Source organism: Ignavibacteriales bacterium (assembly GCA_016709765.1).
In the GTDB taxonomy this organism is placed as follows: Bacteria; Bacteroidota; Ignavibacteria; order Ignavibacteriales; family Ignavibacteriaceae; genus IGN3.
In genome coordinates this window covers 146,404-165,992 of sequence record JADJMD010000008.1, presented here as the reverse complement: position 1 = coordinate 165,992, position 19,589 = coordinate 146,404, and the positions used below count along the sequence as shown (strand labels likewise).

General features: G+C 33.0%; 15 protein-coding genes and 1 pseudogene. All 16 read left to right on the top strand.

Features of this window, described 5'->3' with window-relative positions; translation table 11 throughout:
- The first annotated feature begins 46 nt into the window (after positions 1-46).
- The 16 genes and pseudogenes from IPJ23_02155 to gnd all read left to right on the top strand — a co-directional run bounded on the left by IPJ23_02155 (position 47) and on the right by gnd (position 19,571).
- Entirely contained in the window at positions 47-1,747 is a 1,701-nt protein-coding gene (locus IPJ23_02155) for a T9SS type A sorting domain-containing protein (protein MBK7629523.1), read from the top strand.
- 47 nt (positions 1,748-1,794) lie between these two features.
- Positions 1,795-3,312 carry a right-handed parallel beta-helix repeat-containing protein gene (locus IPJ23_02150; GenBank protein ID MBK7629522.1) on the top strand — a complete coding sequence of 506 codons (1,518 nt, stop codon included), beginning with the start codon at positions 1,795-1,797 and terminating at the stop codon, positions 3,310-3,312.
- A gap of 3 nt (positions 3,313-3,315) precedes the next feature.
- Positions 3,316-4,719 (top strand): glycoside hydrolase family 28 protein, encoded by a 1,404-nt coding sequence (locus tag IPJ23_02145; protein MBK7629521.1) that lies wholly within the window; start codon positions 3,316-3,318, stop codon positions 4,717-4,719.
- A gap of 32 nt (positions 4,720-4,751) precedes the next feature.
- The gene (locus IPJ23_02140; GenBank protein ID MBK7629520.1) at positions 4,752-5,930 is read left to right on the top strand and encodes a glycoside hydrolase family 88 protein; all 1,179 of its coding nucleotides are present in this window, start codon (positions 4,752-4,754) and stop codon (positions 5,928-5,930) included.
- Between the two features lie 55 nt (positions 5,931-5,985).
- Positions 5,986-7,029, top strand: a complete 1,044-nt coding sequence (locus IPJ23_02135; GenBank protein MBK7629519.1) for a LacI family DNA-binding transcriptional regulator — start codon at positions 5,986-5,988, stop codon at positions 7,027-7,029.
- 37 nt (positions 7,030-7,066) lie between these two features.
- The gene (locus IPJ23_02130; protein ID MBK7629518.1) at positions 7,067-8,101 is read left to right on the top strand and encodes a pectin esterase; all 1,035 of its coding nucleotides are present in this window, start codon (positions 7,067-7,069) and stop codon (positions 8,099-8,101) included.
- 66 nt (positions 8,102-8,167) lie between these two features.
- Positions 8,168-8,935: a rhamnogalacturonan acetylesterase gene (locus IPJ23_02125; protein ID MBK7629517.1), complete on the top strand. Its 768-nt coding sequence runs from the start codon at positions 8,168-8,170 to the stop codon at positions 8,933-8,935.
- A gap of 9 nt (positions 8,936-8,944) precedes the next feature.
- A complete protein-coding gene (locus tag IPJ23_02120; protein ID MBK7629516.1) occupies positions 8,945-10,189 on the top strand; it encodes a DUF4861 family protein in 1,245 nt (414 codons plus the stop codon).
- 12 nt (positions 10,190-10,201) lie between these two features.
- Positions 10,202-11,614, top strand: a complete 1,413-nt coding sequence (gene uxaC, locus IPJ23_02115; protein MBK7629515.1) for a glucuronate isomerase — start codon at positions 10,202-10,204, stop codon at positions 11,612-11,614.
- A 14-nt stretch (positions 11,615-11,628) separates the two neighbouring features.
- On the top strand, positions 11,629-13,188 hold the full coding sequence (locus tag IPJ23_02110) for a hypothetical protein (protein ID MBK7629514.1): 1,560 nt from the start codon (positions 11,629-11,631) through the stop codon (positions 13,186-13,188).
- A gap of 5 nt (positions 13,189-13,193) precedes the next feature.
- A complete protein-coding gene (locus tag IPJ23_02105) occupies positions 13,194-13,841 on the top strand; it encodes a bifunctional 4-hydroxy-2-oxoglutarate aldolase/2-dehydro-3-deoxy-phosphogluconate aldolase (protein ID MBK7629513.1) in 648 nt (215 codons plus the stop codon).
- A gap of 11 nt (positions 13,842-13,852) precedes the next feature.
- Positions 13,853-14,698 carry an SDR family oxidoreductase gene (locus IPJ23_02100; protein ID MBK7629512.1) on the top strand — a complete coding sequence of 282 codons (846 nt, stop codon included), beginning with the start codon at positions 13,853-13,855 and terminating at the stop codon, positions 14,696-14,698.
- Positions 14,699-14,760: 62 nt separating this feature from the next.
- Positions 14,761-15,840, top strand: a complete 1,080-nt coding sequence (locus IPJ23_02095) for a sugar kinase (GenBank protein MBK7629511.1) — start codon at positions 14,761-14,763, stop codon at positions 15,838-15,840.
- 139 nt (positions 15,841-15,979) lie between these two features.
- Positions 15,980-16,870, top strand: coding sequence for an HAD family hydrolase (locus tag IPJ23_02090; protein ID MBK7629510.1), 891 nt, complete (start codon positions 15,980-15,982; stop codon positions 16,868-16,870).
- Positions 16,871-16,872: 2 nt separating this feature from the next.
- The gene (locus IPJ23_02085; GenBank protein MBK7629509.1) at positions 16,873-18,147 is read left to right on the top strand and encodes a DUF2088 domain-containing protein; all 1,275 of its coding nucleotides are present in this window, start codon (positions 16,873-16,875) and stop codon (positions 18,145-18,147) included.
- 57 nt (positions 18,148-18,204) lie between these two features.
- A pseudogene (gene gnd / locus IPJ23_02080) lies at positions 18,205-19,571 on the top strand (decarboxylating NADP(+)-dependent phosphogluconate dehydrogenase).
- Positions 19,572-19,589 lie beyond the last annotated feature (18 nt).

Here is a 19,589-nt window from a genome sequence, read left to right as displayed (position 1 = left end):
TCAAATTTCTAAATACTAAATTCTTTCACTAAACAAAGGAGATGTTATGTTTAAAAAACAATACATCGTGCTTTCTATGTTCGTAATGATCTTTTTGTCCGGATTTACTTTTGGACAAAATGTGCTTCAACTTGTTCCGTTTAACGGCCAGCCAAGTACAGAAATTATGACCCAGATTATTGCTGATACAACAGCAACCGGAGGTCTTTTACCGGATCGTGTGTATGAACTTGTTGGTGGTGGTTTTCCATATATTTGTCAACAGATTTTCTATGTTGAAAATAATCAAGTTTTAAGATTGAGAGCCGCTGCTGGTCCGAAACCAATAATCTACTTGTACCCAGCAGGGTCAGGCGGTACTCCTCAAAATCCACCAGGATATTTTGTTAGATTAAGAGGCGGTGATATTGAAATGTCGGGTATAGCTCTTACTGGATTCTTTGAGCCAATTGACTCAAATTTTAATAATGTTCAGGGTGGTATGTTCCGAAACGATAACGAAGGTTCAAACTACAAATTTGATAATTGTACTTTCTCAAATATTAACGGTCAGGTAATTCGTTGCGAAGGATCTACTGGTACAATTAAAGTTACTAATTGCGTTTTCACAAATTTGGGTGCTTTAAGTACTTCAAATTTTGGTGCAGGAAAAGGAATCGATCTTCGTGCTGTTGCAGTAGACTCTTTAATACTAGTCAATAATACGTGGACAAATTATCAGGATAGAGTTGTGCGCCATTATAATTTTAGTAATCCTTTGGCAGGTACAGGAAATATTAAATATACTAGAATAGACCATAATACAATGTTTAATGGTATGGGCTTCCACGGATTACTTTCTTTAGGTAATGTGGGAGAAAAAGTTATTATAACTAATAACTTATTTAAAGACGCATTTGCTGCAGGAGAAGATTCAACAGATGCAACTAGAACTGCTGAGTGGGCAAACACTGGCGAAAAATATCCTAATGATCTTAATAGAATGACGTGGATATTTACTGCACCAAATGATACAACACAATGGACAATAAGTAATAATTATTATGCTGTTTCAGATTCTGGTCAGGCATTTTTTAATGCACATACAGCAGAACCAATTGTTGTTGGCTCACAACTTTCTTGGCATATTAATAGCCGACTTGGCGCAGATTCTGTAAATGCATTTACATTAATTAGTGATCCTATTCTTACCAACACTCAAAATTTAATGACAAATCTAATGCGATGGTATGTAAGTCCTACTGGCGGCAATAAAACAAAGAACACACCATCAACTTTATGGAATCGTGCGACGGATGATATGGACAGAAGACCAATTGCATTCTGGATAAATGATTTAGATGCTGCATATCAAACATCTTCAGCGGCTTATACTGGATCCCAAGGTGGTTTTCCTGCTGGAGATTTAAACTGGTTCCCAACTAAAAAAGCTGAATGGGAAGTTTGGGTAACTGATGTTAAAACTGAGGAAGGATATGTTCCGGAAACTTTTTCACTTGAACAAAACTATCCAAATCCATTTAACCCTTCAACAAAAATTACCTTCAATCTTTCACAGGCTGGATTTACTAATTTAGCTATTTATAATTTACTTGGACAAAAAGTAGCAACAATTGTAAATCAAGAGTTGATTGCTGGCAGACATACAGTTGATTTTGATGCATCAAATTTATCTTCTGGTGTTTACTTCTATACAATTGAATCTGGCAAGAACATTACAACGATGAAAATGATGTTATTGAAATAATTATCAATTTAATGGCATCCGGTTAAAGCCGGATGCCGATTCTTATTATGAAAAAAATACTTTACTTTTTTATATTAATTCTTATTTCAAACTCCTGGGCTCAAATTTTTGTTGCATCCGATGGTGATGATAATAATCCCGGAACTATTAATCTTCCGTTAAAAAGTATTCAAACCGCTGTTAACAGAATTCAATTAGGTGATACGATTTATGTTAGAGGCGGCAATTATACTCTATCAGATAATGATAAAATTAGTATTTCTAAAAATGGGGATGAAAGCAGTAAATATTATTTATTTGCTTACAATGGTGAACGACCTATACTTGATTTTTCTTCAATGACTATAACCGGAAGTAATCGCGCTATTACATTGAATGGGAGTTTTTGGCACTTAAAAGGTATTGATATCAAAGGAGCCGGTGATAATGGTATGAACATAGGAGGCTCAAATAATATCATAGAATACTGTTCATTTTATGAAAACCATGATACTGGCTTGCAGCTAAGCAGCGGAGCTTCAAATAATCAGATCATCAATTGTGATTCCTATTTTAATTCTGACCCAAGCCAAGGCAATGCAGATGGGTTCGCTCCAAAGCTAAATGTGGGAACAAATAATTATTTTTATGGGTGTAGAGCATGGCAAAATTCTGATGATGGCTGGGATGGTTATCTTCGACCTTCGAACGATATTAGTACAACGGTAGAAAATTGCTGGTGTTTTGCTAATGGGTATTTAAGCAACGGGAGTCCTAGTAGTGGTAATGGTAATGGTTATAAAATGGGAGGAAGTGATAATAAAGATCTTATGCACAATTTTACTTTAAAAAATTGTGTTGCTTTTGATAATCGTGTAAAAGGATTTGATCAGAACAATAATAAAGGTTCAATGACTCTTTATAATTGCTCTGCTTATAGAAATGGTACAAATTATTCGATTACTACTAACTTAGACAGCAGTAAAACTGCAACCTTAATTAATAATGTATCAATAGGTAATTACGGTTCTTTAGCCGGATTTGTTATTCAACAATCTAATAGTTGGTTAAGTCCATTTATTGTTACAAATGAAGATTTTATTTCTATTGATACACTTGGAGTTCGTGGACCACGTAATGCCGATGGAAGTTTGCCAGACCTACAGTTTATGCATCTTGCATCAGGCAGTGATTTAATTGATGCGGGTGTTCCTGTTGGTCTGCCATTTAATGGCTCAGCACCCGATTTAGGCGCATATGAAACCGCTGGAATTCCAAATTCTATTAATTTTGAAATAAGACCAATAAACGAATTTAAACTTAACCAGAATTATCCGAATCCATTTAACCCAAATACTAAGTTTATTTTTGAAATTCCAAATGCTGGCAATGTAACTTTAGAAATCTATAATATTCTTGGTAACAAAGTTGCTGAAGTATTTAACAACTATTTAACCTCCGGACAATTTGAATCAAATTGGGTTGCTGCTGATGGTAACGGAAATATTTTGTCTAGTGGTATATATTTCGCTCGGCTTCATTTTCAGGGAATGAATCAAACAATTAAACTTATTCTGCTAAAATAGTATATGAATAATTATTTTAAATCGATTGCTATCTTGACCTTCTTGGTAGCACTTACTAGTGTTGTAATTAGTTGTACACATTCCCCAACGAAAACTGATGGATGGGAAAAGATTGATGTTGTGCTCGATAGAATTATTCCTCCAATATTTCCTGATAAAGAATTTAATATTAAGGTTTATGGTGCTGTTGGAGATGGAATAACCGATTGTACAAATTCAATTAAACTTGCTATTGATGACTGTGTTAAAAATGGCGGCGGAAAAGTGCTGGTACCAAAAGGAGTTTATTTAACAGGAGCAATTCGTTTAAAAAGTAATGTTAACTTATACTTGGCAGATAGTGCTGCTTTAATATTTTCTGATGATAAAAGTAAATATCTCCCACTTGTTTATAGTAGATGGGAAGGTGTAGAGTGTATGAATTATTCTTCTCTAATTTATGCTTTTGGTGAAGAAAACATTGCTATTACTGGAACTGGAATTTTAGACGGCCAGGGAAGTAACAGTAATTGGTGGAGTTGGAAGGGTATTGAGAAATATGGATGGCAAGACGGAATGCCAAATCAAAAAATCGGAAGGGACAAACTCTTTGAAATGGGTGAGAAGGATATTCCGGTTGAACATCGTGTTTTAGGGGATGGATATTATTTAAGACCAAATTTTGTTCAATTCTATAAATCAAAAAATATTTTAATTGAAGGTGTTAGTTTTAAGGATTCCCCCATGTGGTTTATTAATCCTGTCCTTTGTCAAAATGTTTCACTAATAGGTGTTAATATTGAAGGATTAGGACCAAATAATGACGGGTTTGACCCTGAAAGTTCAAAAGACGTTTTAATTGAAAATTGTTTTTTCAATAATGGAGATGATTGCATTGCAATAAAATCTGGCAGAAATAATGATGGAAGAAGGATCAATATTCCAAGTGAAAATATTATTATTAAAAATTGTGAAATGAAAAATGGACACGGCGGTGTTGTTTTAGGAAGTGAAATTTCTGGTGGTGCAAATAATATTTTTATCGAAGATTGCGTTATGGATAGTCCGGAACTTGATAGAGCAATTAGAATTAAAACTAATTCGGTTCGAGGTGGAAAGATTGAAAATATTTTTGTTAGAAATCTTACTATCGGAGAAGTGAAGGAAGCAATATTAAAAATAAATTTTTACTATGAAGAAGGTGATGCCGGAAAATTTACACCATCCGTTAATAATATAGTTCTTGAGAATATTATAAGTAAAAAAAGTTCTTATGCTTTATGGATTAAAGCTTATGAACACTCAAAAGTAAAAAATTTAGTTATAAGAAATTCAAGATTTGAAAATGTTGGTAATAATAATTTGTTAGAGAATGTTGAAAGCATTTCATTTGAAGATGTGACTATTAATAATAAGGTGATCAATTAATTATGATTTCCAAAACTCCTTTTCAAAATGTTATTTCGGTAATTCTTCTTTTAGTTTTGATTGGCTGCAGTTCAGTTAATACAAGTAAGAAAGAAGTTATTGCAATCACTCCAGAAATCCTGGTAAATAGTTTTATAGATATCTATCCTGATACAGTAGCATATAAAACTGAAGCTAAGAGTTATAAATGGAATTATGAACAAGGATTAATTCTTGAATCAATCTATAGACTTTGGATTAATACAAAAGAAGAAAAATATTTTAATTACATAAAAAAGAATATTGATTATTATGTAAATGATGATGGTTCTATTAAGACTTATGACTTAAATAATTTTAATATTGATAATATTGCATCAGGCAGGGTGCTTTTACATCTTTATGAAACAACCAAACAAAAAAAATATAAAATCGCTGCAGATAATTTAATTAAACAATTAAAGTTACATCCAAGAACAAGTGAAGGTGGGTTTTGGCATAAGAAAATTTATCCAAACCAGATGTGGTTAGATGGATTGTATATGGCTGAACCATTCTATTCAGAATATTCTGTGATGTTCAGTTCCCGAGGAAATTTTGATGATATTGCAAATCAGTTTTTATTGATCAAAAAACATTTGTATGATAAAAAAACTGGATTATACTTTCATGGTTGGGATGAAAGTAAACAGCAAAAATGGGCTGATCCAATTAAAGGAACATCACCAAATTTTTGGGGAAGATCTCTTGGCTGGGTTATGATGGCGATGGTTGATGTGCTTGATTCGTTTCCTGAAAATCACAAAGACAGAAATGAAATACTTAAAATGTTTCAAGAACTTTCATCTTCGCTATTAAAATATCAAAATGAAAAGTCTAAGCTATGGTACCAAGTTGTGGATAAATCAAATCAGAAGGGAAATTATATAGAAACATCAGCATCGTCTATGTTTATTTATGCATTTGCAAAAGGGTATAATAAAGGATATCTGGAAGAGCATTTTAAAGAAGCAGCAAAAGAGTCATTTTCTTCATTGGTTAAAAACTTTATCATAGAGGATAATGATGGTCGTTATGTCTTAACTAATGTTTGTTCAGTTGGAGGATTGGGCGGCAATCCGTATCGCGATGGTAGTTTTGAATACTATATTAGCGAACCCAAAAGAGATAATGATTTTAAAGGATATGGAGCATTAATACTAGCAGCCCATGAAATTATTAAAATTGAATAAGTAAGATTTAGAATAATCGTATTAGAAGTTATTGGAAAGAGAGTAAAATATTTTTATGCCCAACAAAAGAGTCTCACCAGCAAAATTAGAAGATTTGGCAAAAATCCTGGGAGTTTCCAAGGTTACAATTTCTAAAGCCCTTAGAGATCATTCGGATATTTCTGATGAAACAAAAATAAAAGTAAAACAACTTGCTGAAAGTTTAGGCTATCGTCCAAACATCAACGCAAGAAATCTGTCTTCTAGAAAATCTAATATTATTGGTATTGTTGTACCAAAAATTGCACATTTCTTTTTTGGTTCAGTTATCGAAGCTATTTATGATTCTGCATTTGAAAAAAAATATGAAAGTGTCATTACGGTATCGCAGGAGATAGCTGCAAGAGAAAAACAACATATTGAATCATTACTTTCGATGCGAATTGATGGTTTAATAGTATCAATAACAGAACAGACAAAAGACTATTCGATTTTTGATCGCGTTATTAAAATGAATGTTCCGATGGTTTTTATTGATAGAGTTCCGGATATACCGGGAGTTCCAAGTGTAACTGTTGATGATAGAGGCGGGGCTTTTTCTGCAGTGGAATATTTTATTAACAAAGGATATCGTAATATTAGTTTAGTTGGAGGGCACGATTATATAAACATTGGAAAAGCAAGAACGCAGGGATTTTTTGATGCAATGAATAAATACAATGTTCCTGTAAATAACGAATGGATTATTAAAAGTGGATTTGGCGAGGAAGATGGATATAATGCTTTTAAGGGATTATTAAAAAGTGGTCAATTACCTGAAGCAATTCTTGCTGTCACTTATCCTGTTGCTCTTGGTTTATACGAAGCAGCTTCTGAAGTTGGGATAAAAATTCCTAAAGATATAAATGTTACTTGCTTTGGTAATAATATATTTAAATATATGGCACCTTCTGTTTTTAACTATGTTGATCAGCCAACTCGCCAATTAGGAACCTCTGCAGTTAGTTTGCTGTGTAATTTAATGAATAATCCTGATAAGGAATTTGATAGACAAATAGAATTACCAACACGTTTATTGCTAAACGGTCGAAATCCGGTTGATACAGCCATAGTAGCTTAAATTAAACCAATAGCCTCAAATTCAACTAGTTCTTAAAATGAAAAATTCTTTATTCATTTTTTTCATTTGTATTACCCTTTCCATTCAATCATTCTCGCAAGGTAATGATGGTATATCTTTTTTTATCGTTGCCAAAGATGGAACAGGTGATTTTGTTTCCATTCAGGAAGCTTTAAATTCAATACCTAAAGGTTGTAAAAATTATTTTACTATTTTCATTAAAAATGGTAATTATAACGAAAAGATTTTTATAGAACATAGTAATATTATTATATGTGGAGAAAGTAGAGTAAACACAATTATTGAATTTGCTGAGTTAAGAAAAAACTGGAAGCTTACACACGATGACGATTACGGTTCTGCCATCGTAAATATCAAACCGCACATATCAGATATTATTTTCAAATCGATCACAATAAAAAATAATTATGGTAGTCTTTATGGCGATCATGATCATGCATTTGTAATAAGATCGTTTGAAGGATCAACCAGAATAATTTTAGATGATTGTGCAGTTATATCTGATGGTGGTGATGCTCTTTCATTATGGAACACTGACGGTGGAATGTATTATCATCATAATTGTTTTTTTGAAGGTTGGGTTGACTATGTATGCCCAAGAGGATATTGTCTTATTGAGGACAGTAAATTTTATGGTCATAATTTAACTGCATCAATTTGGCATGATGGAAGTAAAAATGAAGATTATAAATTTGTAATTAAAAATTCCTATTTCGATGGTGTGGAAAATTTTCCATTAGGAAGATTTCATCGCGATGCTCAGTTTTATTTAATTGATTGTATATTCTCACATAATATGGCTGATAAACAAATATTTTTTGCACCATCAAATCCACCAAGAATACTACAGTGGGGTGAGGATAGAATCTACTTTTCTGATTGTAAAGTTGAAGGGAAAGAATATAACTGGCTAAAAGATAATTTAGAAAAATCTAAAGAACATCCTGCCAAAAGTGAAATAAATTCTAATTGGGTATTTGCTGGTAAATGGGATCCAATTAGCGTTCTTAAAAATATTAACGATATATTGGAATCATTTCAGAAAAAATAGCATTAGTTCTAAAGTAGAAGCAGAATACTACTAATCTCAAAAATTTGTGTTAAAAATTATTTCCATATGAAAAAAATATTGTATTCTTTTTTATTTATTGTGTTAGTAGCAAATCTTGTTGTTATATATGCCCAAACTGATGAGCCAGCAAAAAACATAACAATCTTTATGATTGGTAATTCAACTATGGCTGATAAACCATTGAAAGATGGCAATCCTGAAAAAGGATGGGGGCAAATATTTCCACTCTATTTTAGTGACGGAATTAAAATAGAAAATCATGCAGTTAATGGAAGAAGCACAAAAAGTTTTATTGATGAAGGAAGATGGGATACAGTTGTTCCAAAAATTAAGCCTGGGGATTATGTAATTATGGAGTTTGGGCATAACGATGCCAAAAAAGATGATCCTAAAAGATTTGCAGATGCAAACACGGATTATAAATGGAATCTTCAAAAGTTTATAAATGAAACTCGACAAAGAGGGGGTATTCCAATTTTAGCCACTCCAATAGTTAGAAGAAGATTTGATGAGCTTGGAAAATTCTATGATGTTCACGGCGATTATCCAAATGTTGTTAGAGACATATCTGTAAAAATGAATGTTCTTCTATTAGATCTTCATAAAAAATCTGAAGAGTATATAATCAAACTTGGTGAGGAAAGGTCTAAAGGATTTTATCTTCATATAGATGCGGATGAGTACAATTCTTTACCCAATAGATTGGAAGACAATACACATCTTTCACCTTGCGGCGCATTTAGAATTTGTGATTTTGCTGCTGATGAAATTAAACTTAAAATACCTCAACTAGCCAGATATCTAAAAAATTAAATAATCATTATGATAATTAAACCCAAAATAACTATGCCAAATCAATTCAAACTAATGATAATACTTGTTCTAAGTTTATTTCTTGCAGCATGCAGCAGTAAAAATGTTACGATAATAAATGTTACCAATTCAATAGATCAAAATATTAAAGATGCAGAAGTAGAAACCCCAATTAATTTTAAACTAAAAAGTTTCACTTTAAATTCTGATAATGGCGATATTCCATTCCAGATAATTAATGATGGGGAAAAAAGAACATTAAAATTTGTTATTGATTTAAGTGCGAATGAAACAAAAACAATTAGATTAGAAGAAAATTTGTTGCTGGATGTTAAGCGATTTAAAGCTAGAACTTATGCTGAGCTATCTGCAAAAAAAGGTGATGTATACTACGATGAGAGATTCCGCGGCGATAAGTTTGAGAGTGTATCTTATTTAAAAGTTCCATCAATACATACTGATCATGATGCATTATTTAAGTATGAAGGTCCGGGTTGGGAATCAGAAAAAGTTGGTTATAGATTTTATCTTGATTGGCGGAATGCAACAGATATTTTCGGCAAAAAGAAAAATCAATTAATTCTTGATCAGGTTGGAACGCACGATACAGTTGCAAATGATGATTCCTATCATAGTATGCAGGAATGGGGAATGGATATATTTAAAGTTGGCAGCTCATTAGGAATTGGTTCAATTGGCATGTGGGCTGATGGTAAAGTTAATATGGTTTCAAAAACAGACAGTATTATTTGCTCAATTCCTTACACAGGTCCAATTGAAGCTAAAATAATTACCGATTATTATGGCTGGCAAGTTGGAAATAAAAAATATGATTTAAGTTCAAGTCTTTCAATTTCTGCAGGCAGTCGATTAACTAAATGTGAAATGCAAATTTCTAACAATGCTGAAAATATTGTTACAGGTTTAGCTAAGTATGACAAGACTGAGTTTATCAAAAGTAATAATAGCAACGGCTGGAATTATTTAGCTCTTTATGGCAATCAAACATTGGTTAGTGATAATGATAAGCTCGGTATCGTTGTTTTTTATAATACTGATCAACTCATCGAATTGTTAGAAAATGAACTTAGTTTTATTATAAAACTAAAACCTGACAATGGAAAATTAATATACTATTTTGCCGCTGCGTGGGAACAAGAAGAAAATGGAATTAAGAATGTTGAGGAGTTTAGAAGCTATTTGGAAGAGACATTACAAACTCTAAATAATCCAGTTATTGTTGAAATCAAATAAAAGAATATTTAAATGGAAAAGTATGATTTAAATGAGGACAGATATTTTAGTCCGGATTCATCTGTGCGAAATTATGCTCGCCAAATTTATGAATCAATAAAAAATTTACCAATTATTAGTCCGCATGGGCATGTTGATCCGCAGATTTTTGTGGAAAATAAACCATTCCTTAATCCAACACAATTATTTTTGATTCCTGATCATTATGTCTACAGAATGTTGTATTCACAGGGAATTAAATTGGAGTTGCTTGGAATCCCATCAATTGATGGAACACAAGTAGAAACGGATCCAAGAAAAATCTGGCAGTTATTTGCAGATAACTATCACTTATTTGTTGGAACTCCTTCTGGTAATTGGCTTGCTTATGAGTTTAATAAAATTTTTAACATTGAAGAAAAACCAAATAGTACAAATGCACAATCAATATATGATAGACTTCAGGAAAAACTTAATTCTAATGAATTTTTACCTAGAAACTTATTTGAGAGATTTAATATTGAAGTACTATCCACCACTGATGCTGCTAGCGATTCTTTAGATCAGCATAAACAAATAAAAAATTCTGGCTGGAATAAAACAGTTATTCCTTGTTTTAGACCTGATGCGGTAACTGATTTATCCTCAAAAAGCTGGAAACAAAATTTATCAGCATTAGAAAAAGTTGTTGGGTATGAAATTTCTAATTATCAAAAACTTATTCAAGCATTAGAAGAGCGCAGAAAATACTTTAAAGAGGTTGGAGCAACATCAACTGATCACGGAGTATTTTCTCCTTACACTCATCAGTTGTCTTCAAATGAAGCAGAAAAAATATTCAATCGTGCATTTAATAATAAACTTGAAGAAAATGATGCGGAATTATTTACTTCTAATATGCTGATGGAAATGGCACGAATGAGCACGGAAGACGGCTTGACAATGCAAATTCATCCCGGCTCCTACCGTAATCATAACGAAATTATATTTAATAGGCACGGACTGGATAAAGGCTGCGATATTCCAATGCAGACTGAATATTCTTTTAATCTTAAAGAACTTTTAAATAAATATGGAAATAATGCTAATCTTACCATAATAGTATTTACTCTCGATGAAACAACCTACTCAAGAGAACTAGCGCCGTTGGCAGGGCATTATCCTGCAATGAAACTTGGACCGGCATGGTGGTTTCATGACAGTCTTGAAGGTATGATGAGATTTAGAAGAATGGTTACTGAAACAGCGGGATTTTATAATACAGTTGGATTTAATGATGACACAAGAGCATTTATTTCAATTCCTGCAAGACACGATTTAGCAAGAAGAGTTGATTCAAATTATTTAGGCGAACTGGTTGCAAAACATATAGTCAGTTTGAACGAAGCGATGATTGTCGCCAAAGACCTTACTTATAACTTAGTTAAAAAAGCCTATAAATTATAATGGACTTATTGAAAATGGATAAATTAAAATTCAAGGAAGAACTGTTTTCTTATCGAGCAATGCAAAATACTCCTATCAAAAAATATCTATTAGAAAAAGAAGAAATAGCTCTGTACCCAAAATCTGTTAGAGAATATAATGGAGTTATATTTTTTATTGCACGTGAAAACAAGAAAAAATATTTGTTTCTGTATTGTGAAAGCACATCTAATAATATTTGCTCAAAGTTTAAGGGATTAGTTTTTGTTCCCGCAGAAAAAAAGGGTTACTTTATCAAAAAATGCTTGCTAAATACTTACAATAGAAAGGCTTTACAAAGAGTATTCCCATTTACAAATGCAGTATGTATTGGTTTAGAAAATTCGTTTGGATTTGGCGATAGACTTGGGTTAGCAAATCCTGCTCATATTCGCTCGGTATTGAAATCTGAATTTAAACCAATACTTGCACAGCAATCAATTCGAGAATTATCTCGCACAAATCGTACTCCGGTTGAGGTAATGGATGCAGCTGTATGGGCTGTTTTTCAGGAAGGTTATGAAAAAGGATTTGGTGCAGATGCTGATCATTTAAAAACAACTGAAGATATTGATTTGATGGTTGAAAATGGATTTAGAATGTTTACATTCGATCCAAGTGAATTTGTTGTAAATGAAGCAGATCACATAAATGAAACTGAACTTGATAAAAGAATTAATAATTTGAACTGGAAAGGATTACAATCTAACATCAAAGAATTAAGTGCTCAATATTTAGATAAAGAATTTGTGCTTACAGAAAGTTTAACTATTACTTCAGATTTAGTAAGCATTAAAAAGGCACTTGTAAAATATGGTAATGCCGTTGCCCACATAAAAAAATTATATGACCATTTGGTGACAAATTATCCTGATTATGATTCAGAAGTTGAAATATCTGTTGATGAAACGGAATCGGTTACAACTCCATTTGAACATTTCTTTTTTGTAAAAGAATTAAATCGTTTAGGTGTTAAGTTTATTAGTCTAGCTCCAAGATTCATTGGTGATTTTGAAAAGGGAATTGATTACAAAGGTGATTTAGATTTGTTTAAGCAGGAATATCTGAAACATCTTTCAATCACAAAATATTTCGGAAACTATAAAATCAGTTTGCATTCTGGAAGTGATAAGTTTAGTGTTTATAAAGTTATCGGAAGTATTAAAGGTGCATACACACATATTAAAACTGCCGGGACAAGTTACCTTGAAGCACTAAAAGTTATGGCAATAAAAGAACCAAATTTTTTTAGAGAAATACTTGATTATTGCACTGCACTATATGAACAGGAAAAGAAAACTTACCACGTTTCAGCCAATTTAAATAAAATCAAATCCGCTAAAGATTATTCCGATGAAGAGTTAGAATCTTTATTCTATGATGATAATGTAAGGCAAGTACTTCATGTTACTTTTGGCCGTGTGTTAACTGACAAGACTACAAATGGTGATTCTAAGTTTAAAGATAGACTTTTGGATTATTTAAAAACCTATGAAGAAACTTATTACGAGATAATAGAAATTCATTTCCATAAACATTTAGATCCTTTTAAATAAATATTATGAATAAAAAACAAATACTTGATGAAATATTTAAACGTAAAGCTGTTGCTGTTTTAAGAGTAAAAGAGGAGGACAAGCTTAAGAAAGTAATTCAAGCGATTTCTGATGGCGGAGTATCAATTGTTGAAATAACAATGACGGTTCCAAACGCAATTAAATTGATTGAAAAAATGTCTCAGGAATTAGATGAGAATATTATCGTTGGAGTTGGCTCAGTATTAGATAAACAAACTGCCGAAGATGCAATAAAAGCTGGAGCCAAATATGTTGTTAGTCCAATCCTAAAAAAAGAAATTATTGAGATGGCGCAAAAGTATGATGTTCCAGTTATGCCTGGTTGTTTTACTCCGAGTGAAATTTATTCAGCTTTTGAGATGGGTGCAGATATAGCAAAAGTTTTTCCTGCTGATGTAGTTGGGATGCCTTTTTTCAAAGCTATTTTAGCACCAATGCCTCATCTTAAACTAATGCCGACTGGAGGTGTTACGTTAACTAATGCTGGCGATTGGCTGAAAGTAGGTGCTTGTGCAGTTGGAATTGGTTCTGCTTTGCTTGATGATAAAGCGATTAAAGAAGAAAATTATTTGAAGCTTACTGAAAATGCTAAAACAATTATGAACAGTATCAATTCAGTAAATAAAAATTAGAGGGATAGTAAATGAAATACGAAATACCTGGTGTTAAAAATAAAGTTTGTGTAATTACAGGTGGTGCCGGTGTAATCGGCACTTCGCTTGGGTTAGGATTAGCAGAAGCAGGAGCTAAAGTTGCAATTGTAGATTTTAATCTTGAACGTGCCAACGAAGTTGCAAATCTTATTAATGAAAAAACTAATTCTGGTGCTATCGGAATTTTTGCAAATGTACTTGATAAAAATTTACTGATTGAAAGCAGAAATCAAATTCATTCCAAGCTAGGTAAGGTTGATGTTTTAGTAAATGGTGCCGGCGGTAATGCTCCATCTGCTACAACAAAAGAAGAATTTGTAGTTGATACTAAGCTTGATGATTTATCTGGAACTTTATTTGGATTAGACATTGATGGATTTAGAAAAGTATTTGATTTGAATTTTTTGGGTACAGTTCTTCCAACAATGGTTTACGCTGAAGATCTTCTAAAAAATGGTGGAAGTATAATTAATATCTCTTCAATGAATGCATTCCATCCACTAACAAAGATTCCAGCTTATTCAGCAGCAAAAGCTGGTATAAACAATTTAACGGAATGGCTCGCAGTTCATTTTGCTAAAGTTAATATTCGTGTTAATGCAATAGCCCCGGGCTTTTTTGTAACAGATCAAAATCGATTTTTACTTTATGATAAAGAATCAGGAAAGCTATCACCACGTGGAGAAAAAATATTATCCAACACGCCTATGGGCAGATTTGGTGAACCTGATGAACTTATCGGAACATTACTTTACCTGATTTCTGATTTATCAAAATTCGTTACAGGAATTGTCATTCCCGTTGATGGCGGCTTTAATTCTTATAGTGGTGTTTAAAAATCATAATAAAAAAACATTAAAATGTTAATCCAAATAAATCTATAACGAGGTTAATGTAAATGGATCTAGAATTAAAAAAAGATTACAAATATTCTTTAATAGTACCAACAAGTATGGGCGTTAGAATAACTCCCATAAATGGACAACCTGTTCATTGTAGTGATACATATACACTTCAAGCGACAAGTGCAGAAACGAATGTGGCGAGTATTTCTTCTTTTCTTGGACTTCCTGTAAAAGTCTTAACCGTTTTTGTAAAAGATAGTCCTATTGCAAAATTCATAAAAAGCAATTTGAAAAGTAGAAATATGGATTTTGAAGGTAAAGATGTTCCTCAAGGTGGCCCTTGGGGATATCGTCATCAATTTAATATTGCTGATAGCGGGTTTGGTTCACGTGGACCAAGAGTTCATAATGATCGAGCTGGTGAGATTGGCAGAACATTGAATGCAAAAGATTTTGATTTGGATAGAATATTTGGAAAAGAGGGCGTTCAGATAATTCATTTATCAGGATTAATTGCTGCGCTATCTGAAGAAACTTGTAACTTCTGTTTAGAATTAGCAAGAGCTGCAAAAAAACATGGTACTAAAATTTCTTTCGATTTAAATTATCGCGCTACTTTCTGGAAAGATCGTGATAAAGAATTACGATCAGCATTTACTGAAATAGCTTCTCTCTCTGATATACTCGTTGGCAATGAAGAAGATTATCAACTCTGTCTTGGTATAGAGGGACCTGAAGCAGGTGGAAAAGAGATTGAAGAAAAAATTGGAAACTTTAAAGAGATGATTGGAAGAGTAAAGAAAACATTTCCTAATGCATCAGTTTTTGCAACCACTTTACGTGAAGTTGTAAATTCAAATAAACATTTGTGGGGAGCAATAATGCTGGAAGGCAGCAACTGGCATGTTGTAAATCCAAGAGAGATAAATGTACTTGATCGTATCGGTGGCGGCGATGGTTTTGTTGGTGGATTAATTTATGCAATTCTAAAGAATTGGGAACCAGCAAAATGGATTCAATTCGGATGGGCCTCCGGTGCGCTCGCCACAACTTTCCAAACAGATTATGCTCAGCCTGCTGATGAAGAAATGGTTTGGAGTGTTTGGGAAGGTAATGCAAGAGTAAAACGATAATCGAAATTTCTGGAGCAAATTAATCGTGTTAGTTAATTTGCAGTTAGTTAGTAGAGCCGGAGTGTTACTCCTTTTTCACTCCGGTTTCTTTTACACAAAATTAGAATACTGTTTAATTAAATTTATATTAGAGTGATAGATGATTGACAATCCACAAAAAGTGTTGGAAGATTTAAAACCCACAAAAGAATTTTTTGTTGGAATAGATTCTGATGGTTGTGTGTTTGATACAATGGAAATAAAACAGAAAGAGGCTTTTTGTCCAACGTTCATCAAACATTACAAATTGCAAAAGATTTCTAAATATGCTCGTGAAGTTTGGGAGTTTGTAAATCTTTATTCAAAAACTCGTGGTGTAAATAGATTTAAAGCATTGTTACGAGCAATTGAACTTCTTGAAAGGAGACCTGAAGTTAAAGCACGTGGAATGAAATTTTTAGATATGACTGCTGTAGCTGAATGGGTTAACATAGAAAACAAACTTGGTAATCCCGCTCTTGAAAAATATGCTAAAGAAAAAGACGATTACTTGATAAATTTAACTTTAGATTGGTCCAAAGAAGTAAATAAAATTATTGAAGAAATGGTATTTGATATTCCACCATTTCCATTTGTTAAAGAATCGTTAGATAAAATGAAGGAGAAAGCGGATTTGATTGTGGTGTCTCAAACCCCTGGGGAAGCATTAACTCGAGAATGGGAAGAACACAACATTCAGGACTATGTTAGAGTGATTGCCGGGCAAGAATATGGAACTAAAACTGAACATCTTAAATATGCAGCAAAAGGAAAATATTCTGATAAAAAAATATTGATGATTGGTGATGCTCCTGGTGATCAATCAGCGGCAAAATCAAATGGTGTATTGTTTTATCCGATCAATCCCGGACATGAAGAAGAAAGCTGGAAAAGATTTTATGAAGAGTCTGCGGATAAATTTTTTTCAGGAACTTTTGCTGGCGATTATGAAGAAAAACTTTTAAAAGAGTTTGAAAGTTATTTGCCTGAACTTCCTGGATGGGAAAAATAAATATGTTATACTTTTCTAAAGGATCAGAGAACGAATCAATAAGTAATGCACAGTTAAAAGAATTTATCTTTTCTACCTTGCAAAAACTTGGCGATAGAAAAAAAGTATTAGCTGTTCCACCAGATTTCACAAGATATCATTCGCAAGCTGGAATAATCACAGAATTTGTTTATGAATATTATAAAGAGAAATTAGTTGATGTTCTTCCAGCAACAGGAACACACTTTCCTGTTAGTGATGAAGAAAAAAAAATGATGTTTGGTTCTGTCCCCGCAAATCTATTTAGAGTACACAAGTGGAAAGAAGATCTTGCGACTTTAGGTGAAGTTCCTTCTGAATACATTAAAGAAATTTCCGAAGGTAAATTAGATTTTACCTGGCCGGCACAAGTAAATAATCTTCTCGCAAAAGGAAATCACGATTTAATTCTTTCAATCGGTCAAGTTGTTCCACACGAAGTTATTGGAATGGCTAACTACAATAAAAATATTTTTGTTGGCACCGGCGGGAAGGGTGGAATTCACAAAAGCCATTATCTTGGGGCTGTTTATGGAATGGAAAGAATTATGGGAAGGGCAGATACACCGGTAAGAAAAGTATTGAATTATGCATCAGACAACTTTGCAAAACATTTGCCTATCATTTATATCTTAACTGTTATCGGAAAAGATGAAAACAATAAGCTTGTAATTAAAGGTCTGTTTATTGGAGATGATTATGAATGCTTCAAGCTTGCAGCAGAATTATCTTTAAAAGCAAACTTTATTATGCTTGATAAACCGCTCAATAAAGTTGTGGTTTACCTTGACCCTATGGAATTCAAAAGTACCTGGCTTGGAAACAAAAGTATTTATCGAACCCGAATGGCAATTGCTGATGATGGGGAATTGATAGTCCTTGCACCAGGGCTAAGCACTTTTGGCGAAGATAAGGAAATTGATTCACTCATTAGAAAGTATGGATATAAAACGACTCCAGAGATATTAAACTATGTTAAAAATTATAGCGATATAAATAATAATCTTGCTGCGGCAGCTCATTTAATTCATGGGTCATCAGAAAACAGGTTTAAGATAACTTATTGTCCTGGTAATCTTACAAAAGAAGAAATTGAAAGTGTAAATTTTGAATATGCATCATTAGATGAGATGATAAAAAAATATAACCCAGAAAAACTTATTGATGGAATTAATAAAATGCCTGATGGAGAAGAAATCTTTTACATTTCAAATCCTGCGCTTGGGTTATGGGCATCTAAAAATCGTTTTAATATTTAATTGGTTGGAGAATAAAAATTGGAACTCTCAAATATTGCATTAATTGGGGTTGGAGTTATGGGCGGAAATCTTGCCTTAAATATGGAAAGCAAAAACTATTCAGTTGTTGTGTTTGATAAAGACTCATCAAAAGTTGAAAAGTATCTTAAAGAGAAATCGTCTGGCAAAAAAATATCTGGTGTAAAATCATTAGAAGAGTTGGTTCAAAAATTGGAACTACCAAGGAAAATACTAATTATGGTTCCTGCTGGTAAAGCGGTTGATGAATTGATTGAAGAATTAATTCCCTATTTGGATAAAGGTGATATTCTCATTGACGGAGGCAATTCACACTTCCCTGATACAACAAGACGAACAAGCTATCTTGAAGAAAAAGGTTTTCTTTTTGTTGGAACCGGAGTTTCTGGCGGGGAAGAAGGTGCGCTTACGGGTCCATCGATTATGCCCGGTGGGTCGTTCAAAGCATGGGAATTTGTTAAACCAATCTTTCAATCTATTTCAGCAAAAGTTGAAGGTAATATTCCCTGCTGTGAATGGGTTGGAGAAAATGGTGCAGGACACTTTGTAAAGATGGTTCACAATGGAATTGAATATGGAGATATGCAGCTTATTTGTGAGGCTTACCAAATAATGAAGGATTTACTTGACCTTTCATATGAAGAAATGTTTGAGATATTTAAGGAATGGAATAAAGGGGAACTGCAAAGTTATTTAATTGAAATAACAAGAGATATATTAAATACAAAGGAAAATGGTGAGCCCCTTGTTGAAAAGATTCTTGATACTGCAGGACAAAAAGGAACTGGTAAATGGACAGTAATAGCTTCGCTGGATATGGGGGTGCCCTTAACGTTAATAAGTGAATCAGTTTTTGCTCGTGCGCTTTCTGCATTAAAAGAGGAAAGAGTCGAGGCATCAAAAATATTGTCTGGTCCTAAACCAAATTTTACTGGCGATAAGAAAGTATTTATAGACGATATTGGCAAAGCATTATATGCTTCTAAAATTATTTCTTACGCACAGGGCTATATCTTAATGCGTAATGCTGCAAAAGAATATAATTGGAATCTTAATTACGGCGGGATTGCTTTGATGTGGCGCGGAGGCTGTATCATTAGATCGGTTTTTCTTGGTAAGATTAAGGAAGCATTTGATAAAAATCCAAATCTTATGAATCTTTTGCTAGATCAATTTTCAAACAAAAAATTGAAGAATCACAGGAATCTTGGAGAAGAGTTGTCTCAACTTCAATCAATAATGGTATTTGGGTTCCTGCGTTAAGCAGTGCGCTTACATATTTTGATGGATATAGAAATTCAAGATTGCCAGCAAATCTGCTTCAAGCACAAAGAGATTACTTTGGTGCGCACACTTATGAGAGAACAGATAAACCTCGTGGAGAGTTTTTTCATACAAACTGGTGAGAGAATTAATTATTAAAT

What these genes read in the sequence shown, in the direction of transcription:
- IPJ23_02145 (MBK7629521.1), top strand. Translation starts at nt 3,316, where the DNA reads ATGAATAATTATTTTAAATCGATTGCTATCTTGACCTTCTTGGTAGCA.
- IPJ23_02150 (MBK7629522.1), top strand. Translation starts at nt 1,795, where the DNA reads ATGAAAAAAATACTTTACTTTTTTATATTAATTCTTATTTCAAACTCC.
- IPJ23_02110 (MBK7629514.1), top strand. Translation starts at nt 11,629, where the DNA reads ATGGATAAATTAAAATTCAAGGAAGAACTGTTTTCTTATCGAGCAATG.
- IPJ23_02100 (MBK7629512.1), top strand. Translation starts at nt 13,853, where the DNA reads ATGAAATACGAAATACCTGGTGTTAAAAATAAAGTTTGTGTAATTACA.
- IPJ23_02120 (MBK7629516.1), top strand. Translation starts at nt 8,945, where the DNA reads ATGATAATTAAACCCAAAATAACTATGCCAAATCAATTCAAACTAATG.
- IPJ23_02090 (MBK7629510.1), top strand. Translation starts at nt 15,980, where the DNA reads ATGATTGACAATCCACAAAAAGTGTTGGAAGATTTAAAACCCACAAAA.
- IPJ23_02125 (MBK7629517.1), top strand. Translation starts at nt 8,168, where the DNA reads ATGAAAAAAATATTGTATTCTTTTTTATTTATTGTGTTAGTAGCAAAT.
- uxaC (MBK7629515.1), top strand. Translation starts at nt 10,202, where the DNA reads ATGGAAAAGTATGATTTAAATGAGGACAGATATTTTAGTCCGGATTCA.
- IPJ23_02085 (MBK7629509.1), top strand. Translation starts at nt 16,873, where the DNA reads ATGTTATACTTTTCTAAAGGATCAGAGAACGAATCAATAAGTAATGCA.
- IPJ23_02105 (MBK7629513.1), top strand. Translation starts at nt 13,194, where the DNA reads ATGAATAAAAAACAAATACTTGATGAAATATTTAAACGTAAAGCTGTT.
- IPJ23_02155 (MBK7629523.1), top strand. Translation starts at nt 47, where the DNA reads ATGTTTAAAAAACAATACATCGTGCTTTCTATGTTCGTAATGATCTTT.
- IPJ23_02095 (MBK7629511.1), top strand. Translation starts at nt 14,761, where the DNA reads ATGGATCTAGAATTAAAAAAAGATTACAAATATTCTTTAATAGTACCA.
- IPJ23_02130 (MBK7629518.1), top strand. Translation starts at nt 7,067, where the DNA reads ATGAAAAATTCTTTATTCATTTTTTTCATTTGTATTACCCTTTCCATT.
- IPJ23_02135 (MBK7629519.1), top strand. Translation starts at nt 5,986, where the DNA reads ATGCCCAACAAAAGAGTCTCACCAGCAAAATTAGAAGATTTGGCAAAA.